Consider the following 7,550-nt stretch of genomic DNA (forward strand, 5'->3'; position numbering starts at 1 on the left):
CTGAAATCTTGCACTTTTTATGTCAGATTTATATCTAAATTTTGAACACCCTACCGGATGGGCCACAAAAAACTGGCTGCCCACGCTCTTCGCTTCGAACCTCAACATACCTATGGCACAAGCAGGACCACTCTCTACGTTCACCATTGCGCTCTCCTCGTTCATCGGAGTCATCATCGGTGGCATTCTCTCCGACCGCTGGGTGCAACGCAATATCCGAGGCCGCATATTTACGAGCGCCATCGGTTTGGCACTCACCATTCCCTCTCTTGTGCTCCTGGGCTTTGGCCACAGCATCGTTGCGGTGGTTGGCGCAGGCATGTTCTTCGGCATCGGCTATGGTATGTTCGACTGTAACAACATGCCCATCCTATGCCAAATTATCTCGGCCAAGCATCGCGCCACGGCTTATGGCGTGATGAACATGGTGGGAGTGTTCGCCGGAGCAGCTGTCACCCAGCTCATGGGCAAGTGGACCGACGGTGGAAACCTCGGCCAAGGATTCGCCATGCTGGCCGTAGTAGTGCTCGTGGCCGTGGCCCTGCAACTATTCGTCCTCAAGCCCAAGAGCGACAACATCGATTAAACACAACATAAATAACAAAGAAAAACCATCATTATGGAAAAGATTATCGGACTCATCGACGCTCCGTTCACACCGTTCAAGGACAATTTCGACGTGAACCTGGAGCCCATCGCAGCCTACGCTGCCATGCTCTACAAGAATGGCCTTAAGGGCGTTTTCATCAATGGCTCATCGGGTGAGGGCTACATGCTCACCGTGGAAGAGCGCATGGCGCTGGCTGAGGAGTGGATGAAGGCTGCCCCCGAGGGCTTTAAGGTCATTGTGCATGTAGGCAGTTGCTGCCTGCGCGATAGTGTCAGACTGGCTGAGCACGCCGCCAAGATTGGCGCGTGGGGCATCGGTTCTATGGCTCCCCCTTTCCCCCACATCGGACAAATTGAGGAACTTGTGAAATACTGCGAGACCATTGCGGCTGCCGCTCCCAGCCTTCCGTTCTATTATTACCACATCCCCGCATTCAACGGATGCTACCTTTCTATGCTCGATTTGCTGAAAGCGGTGGACGGACGCATACCCAACTTCGCCGGCATCAAGTACACCTTCGAGAGCCTCTACGAGTACAACCAGTGCCGTCTGTATAAGGATGGCAAATTCGACATGCTGCACGGACAGGATGAGACCATCCTGGCTGAGCTGGCACTGGGCGGTGCACAAGGCGGCATCTGCGGAACAAGCAACTACAATGGCCGTGGTTTGGTATCGATTCTCGACTGCTGGGCCAAGGGCGACATTGAGGGTGCGCGCAGCTGCCAAGACTATGCGCAAGCCGTCATCAACGTCATTTGCCACTTCCGCGGCAACATCGTGGGCGGCAAGCGCATCATGAAGTTGCTGGGATTCGATCTCGGTCCCAACCGCGTTCCGTTCCAAAACATGACCGACGAGGAAGAGGCACGCATGCGCCAGGAGCTCGAGGCCATCGATTTCTTTAACCACGCCAACGTGTTCTAATTCCTTACGATCATGGACATCAACCAATATCTCAACGACTGGGGCGCCCGCTATCGCCGCGACCTCACAGAGAACATCATGCCGTTCTGGTTGGAGCACGGCCTCGATCGGGTGAACGGCGGCGTATACACCTGCCTAAACCGCGACGGTTCGGTTATCGACACCACCAAGAGCGTGTGGTTCCAGGGGCGCTTTGGCTTCATTTGCGCATTCGCCTACAACAATATTGAGCGCAAGCAAGAGTGGCTCGACGCAGCCAAGAGTTGTCTCGACTTCATCGAAGCGCATTGTTTCGACGCTGATGGACACATGTATTTCACAGTTGCAGCCGACGGACAACCCCTGCGCAAGCGCCGTTACGTGTTCAGCGAGACCTTTGCCGCAATCGCCATGGCGGAGTATGCGCTGGCCACAGGCGAAGACCACTGGGCTCAACGCGCCCTACAGGTATTCAACGACACACAGCGTTTCCTCACCACACCGGGCTTCCTGCTTCCTAAGTTTGAGCCTGAGGTGAAGATGGAAAGCCACAGCATCACAATGATTCTCATCAATGTGGGCTCCTGTTTGCGCAAGGTTATTGACGACCCGAAGCTCACCCAGCAGATCGATGACTCAGTGGACAAATTGCGCCGTCTCTTCATACATCCTGAATTTAAGGCCCTCTTAGAGACCGTAGGCCCCAACGGCGAGTTCATCGACAATAGCATCGGACGCACCATCAACCCCGGACACTGCATCGAAACGGCATGGTTCCTGCTTGAGGAATTGTACCATCGCGGGTGGGACAGCGACCTTCGCGACCTCGCCTTGAAGATTTTCGACTGGTCGTGGGAATGGGGCTGGGACAAGCAATATGGCGGAATCATCAACTTCCGTGACTGCCGCAACCTGCCTCCACAGGACTATTCGCAGGACATGAAGTTCTGGTGGCCACAATGCGAGACCATCATCGCCTCACTCTACGCCTACCGAGCCACGGGCGACGAGAAGTACATATTCCGCCACAATCTCATCAGCGAGTGGACCTACAACCACTTCCCCGATGCCGAATATGGCGAATGGTATGGTTACCTCCATCGAGACGGCACCGTGGCGCAGCCTGCCAAGGGCAACATCTTTAAGGGTCCGTTCCACGTTCCCCGCATGATGATCAAGGGATGCCAGCTGACGGCCATGCCCACAGCCACAAACATCTAATACTCGATAGGGCGTAAGACCAAGAGGAACCGCAAGGACATATTGCTCGAATCCAAATGAGGAATGGCATTCCACACCCCATTCGGAACACCATACATAAACCCATATCGGCATTAGATTTTAATTCCTGTTAGCTTTTGTTTCGAGCAGGTTGCGACAGGCGCGATGAAGCCATAGCGGACTATGGCGAAACGCAACCCGAAGCATGATGCCGAAAGAAACGCTGGCAGGAGTTGAAAAGAACCCATAAGATTCTTACAATCCACCTGTTGCAGTCTAATGACCGATTGGGGATAAACTAAAAACGCCGACTCTCCACAAAGGAAAGTCGGCGTTTATGGTTATGATCGATTCGTTTACAGAGTCTTATTCAGGCTTCATGTTGGTATACACGTTCTGCACGTCGTCGAAGTCCTCGAGCTTCTCCACCATCTTATCAATGGTCTCGCGCTCCTCGGGAGTCACATCCTTCAGATCGGTGGGGATGCGAGTGAACTCTGCACTTGTGATCTCAAAGCCATTGTCCTCAAGATGCTTCTGAATGTCGCCAAAGCTGGTAGGCTCGCCATAGATGGTAATCTCGCCTGTCTCCTCGTCGGTGTCGTACTCATCGTCCACTCCGTAGTCGATGAAGTCGAGGATAAGGTCGTCCATCTCAACGCCTTCCTTCATCTTAAAAGAGAACACACACTTCTGGTCGAAGAGGAAGCTCAGTGATCCCTGGGTTCCAAGGTTGCCATTGAACTTGTTGAACACTGATCTCACGTCACCAACGGTACGCGTGGTGTTGTCGGTCAGTGTGTCCACGAAGATGGCGATACCGTGAGGACCATATCCCTCGTAAGGCACCTCCTTATAATCGGTGGTGTCCTTACCCAGTGCATTCTTGATGGCACGCTGGATATTATCCTTCGGCATGTTCTCGCGCTTACACGTGGCAATGATGGCACGCAGGCGCGGGTTGTTCTCAGGCTCACCGCCACCAGCCTTCACAGCGATGGCAATCTCCTTACCCAATTTAGTAAACGTGCGGGCCATGTGGCCCCATCTCTTCAACTTTGTCGCTTTGCGATATTCAAATGCTCTTCCCATTGGAATTGTTGTTTATCGGAGTTCGGCTCCGAGTTTGTTTGTTAAGTTTTTAATGATTTTCTGCATGATGGCGTCAATCTGCTTGTCGTTGAGCGTGCGCTCCTCATCCTCAAGGATGAAGTTAACGGCGTAGCTCTTCTTTCCAGCAGGCAGGTTCTTGCCCTGATAAACGTCGAAGAGGTCGACCTCCTTCAACAGTTTCTTCTCGCTTTGGCGTGCAATCTGCTCTATTTGGGCAAACTCCACGTTGCTATCGATGAGCAAAGCGAGGTCGCGGCTTACGGCAGGATACTTCGAGAGTTCCTTAAACTCCACCTTATTCTTCTTGATGGCCTTCATCACTGCTGTCCAATTGATGTCGGCGTAATACACGTCTTTCTCAACGCCGCACGTGTGGCAGACCTTCTTGGTCAACTTTCCATATTCGCACAGCACCTTACCACCACGATTCTTCAGTACGAGAGCCTCAGAGAAGAGATTGTTCTCCGACTGGCTGCTGACAACCATGCCACCGGCCACACCCACGCGACGGAGGATGTTCTCCACGTAAGCCTTCAACTCATAGAAGCTGGTGTCCTCATCGGGATGGGCCCATGAGCCCTCCACGCGCTTGCCCGTGATCCAAAGGGCGAGGTGACTCTCCTGCGTGTAAGCCACAATAGAGTTGTCGTGATCGTCCTTCTCGGGATCGTAGTGATAAGCGTTGCCCACTTCGAAGAACTTCAGGTTCGAACGCTTGCGGTTGATATTGCGAGCCAACGACTCCAATCCGCCAAACACGAGCGACTGGCGCATCACGCCGAGGTCGGCGCTCAGCGGGTTCATCACCTTCACGGTGTTGGCCCAGCGATAGGCGTTGAGCTCATCGTGGTCGTAGTAGCTCGACTTCGACATGGAGTTGTTCAAAATCTCGTTGAAGCCACATCCCACAAGCTGCTCGCTGACGATGTTGATCAATCGATGCTCCTTGTCGTGTTCATCGGGCACAGTGAGCGACGACTTCAGCTGTGTGGGAATCTCCACATTATTATATCCGTAGATGCGAAGGATGTCCTCCACTACGTCGCAAGGACGCTGCACGTCGACGCGATAAGCCGGAACCACAAGGTCAAGACCATTGGCATCCTCACCCTCGATCTTCATCTCGAGGCTTGTGGCGATGCTCTTGATGGTTTCCACGCCCAGGCGCTTGCCTATGAGGCGGTCGCAATATTCGTAGTTGAGTCGCACAGGGAAGTTGGGCAGCGGCTCAGGATAAACATCCTTGATCTGCATCGACACTTTTCCGCCCGCCAGTTCCTTGCAGAGGATAGCGGCCTGCTTTAAGGCGTAAATGGTACCATTGGGGTCGACACCACGCTCAAAACGGAAACTGGAATCGGTAGACAGGCCATGGCGGCGTGCGCTCTTGCGGATCCAGGTGGGATGGAAGTAAGCGCTCTCAAGCACCACATTGCGGGTTGTCTCATAAGTACCCGAGCCCTTGCCGCCAAAGATTCCGGCAATGCACATGGGCTCCTCAGCGTTGCAGATACTCAGGTCGTGTTCGCCCAGGATATGCTCCTCGCCATCGAGAGTAACAAACTTGGTACCCTCAGGCTGCGTACGCACCACGATCTTATGACCGGTAACCATGTCGGCATCGAAACAGTGCATGGGCTGACCGTAAGCCATCAGGATATAGTTGGTGATGTCCACAATATTGTTGATGGGACGCAGGCCGACGGTCGTCAGCTTCTCCTGCAACCACTTCGGGCTTTCCTTCACCTCGCAATCCGTGATGCTCACACAAGCGTAGCGCTTGCAAGCTTCGTGGTTCTCGATCTCCACATCGATGGGCAGATCCTCATTGTCGACCACAAACTTTGAGCAGTCAGGGCGATGGAGGCTGGTTTGATAGCCACGCTGCACCAACCAAGCATAGAGGTCGCGCGCCACACCATAGTGACTCAGCGCATCGGCGCGGTTGGCCGTAATGTCGATATCGATAAGCCAATCGCTCTCCAAGTGGAAATACTCTGCTGCAGGCGTGCCCACCACGGCCTCCTCGGGGAGAACCATGATACCGGTGTGATCGGTGCCCACGCCAATCTCATCCTCGGCGCAGATCATGCCAAGGCTTTCTACGCCACGTAGTTTCGATTTCTTGATGACAAATTCCTTGTCGCCATCATAGAGCACGCAGCCCAGGTCGGCCACAATGACCTTCTGGCCAGCAGCCACATTGGGTGCGCCACACACGATCTGCTGGGGCTCGCCCTTGCCAAGGTCTACGGTTGTGATATGCAAATGATCGCTATTGGGATGGGCCTCACAAGTGAGAACTTTACCCACGAAGAGACCCTTCAGCCCTCCTTTGATGGCCTGCACCTCTTCGAGCGCGTCCACCTCAAGTCCAGTCGACGTCAGTGCGTCGGCGGTTTCCTGCGGCGTAAGATCGAAGTCGACGTATTCTTTCAGCCACTTATACGAAATATTCATGCTTATATGGTTTGTTTTTACCTATTCTTTATAATTCCATGCAAAATTACTAAAATTCCATGAACTATCAAAAACATGATTAACATATTTTTCCTCGTCCCGGCTAAGGGGCGGTGGCAAACCACGGCGAGGTTGCGAACGCCATGTTAACAAAAAGCACCGAAAATGCAAAAAATGCATTGCAAAAATAGGACAACTAAAACATTGAGCAACCAACTTTATCGTCATTCGAAATTGCGAGACACCACAAGACGATTAGCGGCGAACCAAGGCGAATGCCAAAAATGCGAATCCACCCATCTAACGAGTAAACTTCGCATAGACCAAGCCGAATCAGCACCCTTGAAATTCATGCGATTCATCTCAACAAGTCTCCTTCTGAAAAGCCACGACACCATCAATCCAGGCACCTCTTGCTTGCAAACAAGAGACCCTTAGCATACATTTACAACAACCTAAAATGCAATCACTTACAATAATCACGGATCATTCAAAATTCGATACCGAACATTCCTCTCCATAAAATACGAATCATCCCAACGCGATACATACCTAACCTCTACTCGACACATGGCCTTTCGAGACTCAACACATGGTCGTTTCGCAATCTGGCACATACCAAACGACAATGAGGCAGCCCGTTTTTCATCGACCAAGACAGAAGACACGGCACGCGCAAAGGCCAAAATCGAGAATCACACATTCCATATCATCTATCTCAAAAGACGTAGATAAATGTCAGTATTCTATACAAATTATTATAACATGCATCCCACGCATCAATTCAACCTACAACCTACGCTTAACCTGCCGTAACCCATGTTACCATACAAGCATACGATATGGCAAAAGAATAGCGGCAACAAGAAACAACAAGACCACAAAAACGCCTGGGACCCAAAGACGAAAACACGAAGGCATCGAGATGTGAAGCAAAGCACTTGTATGGAGGGAGCACAAATCCGAAGCAACGACCGCTTGTCGCTCAAGTCCAATTTGACATCAGAAGAGAACAAGAAGATTGTTAGGACATGATCGGCTCCTTTCATCCCTCACCAACTTTTCATCCAGCTTCTCGTTTCCGCTTGCGTATCACGCATAGTCAGACACGCCATGAAAGCAACCATCGAAGCCCGTCCGAAACAAACACTATCAAGAACTAAAATCCAATTACCTATATAGGTCAACTAGTACTGATGCGATAAAATCGCATAGTTATTAAAATTCATCAAATAAAGTG

At 51.9% G+C, this 7,550-nt stretch carries 4 protein-coding genes and 1 pseudogene; 3 read left to right on the forward strand and 2 right to left on the reverse strand.

Going from position 1 to position 7,550, the window contains the following annotated elements:
* Window positions 1–55 precede the first annotated feature (55 nt).
* From WKK33_RS08460 to WKK33_RS08470, 3 genes and pseudogenes are all read left to right on the forward strand, one after another.
* Window positions 56–586 (forward strand): annotated as a pseudogene (locus tag WKK33_RS08460) (MFS transporter); the annotation flags it as partial.
* Window positions 587–619: 33 nt separating this feature from the next.
* Complete coding sequence (locus WKK33_RS08465) at window positions 620–1,537, forward strand: dihydrodipicolinate synthase family protein (protein WP_337933351.1); 918 nt, start codon at window positions 620–622, stop codon at window positions 1,535–1,537.
* Between the two features lie 12 nt (window positions 1,538–1,549).
* Window positions 1,550–2,737, forward strand: a complete 1,188-nt coding sequence (locus tag WKK33_RS08470) for an AGE family epimerase/isomerase (RefSeq protein WP_337933353.1) — start codon at window positions 1,550–1,552, stop codon at window positions 2,735–2,737.
* A gap of 366 nt (window positions 2,738–3,103) precedes the next feature.
* On the opposite strand, the gene WKK33_RS08475 is transcribed toward WKK33_RS08470, so the two are convergent.
* On the reverse strand, window positions 3,104–3,829 hold the full coding sequence (locus WKK33_RS08475; RefSeq protein ID WP_337469242.1) for a YebC/PmpR family DNA-binding transcriptional regulator: 726 nt from the start codon (window positions 3,827–3,829) through the stop codon (window positions 3,104–3,106).
* A gap of 12 nt (window positions 3,830–3,841) precedes the next feature.
* Window positions 3,842–6,310, reverse strand: a complete 2,469-nt coding sequence (gene pheT / locus WKK33_RS08480; RefSeq protein ID WP_337933355.1) for a phenylalanine--tRNA ligase subunit beta — start codon at window positions 6,308–6,310, stop codon at window positions 3,842–3,844.
* Between the last annotated feature and the right edge of the window lie 1,240 nt (window positions 6,311–7,550).

Origin of the sequence: Hallella sp. (genome assembly GCF_037460745.1) — a bacterium.
GTDB lineage: Bacteria > Bacteroidota > Bacteroidia > Bacteroidales > Bacteroidaceae > Prevotella > Prevotella faecis.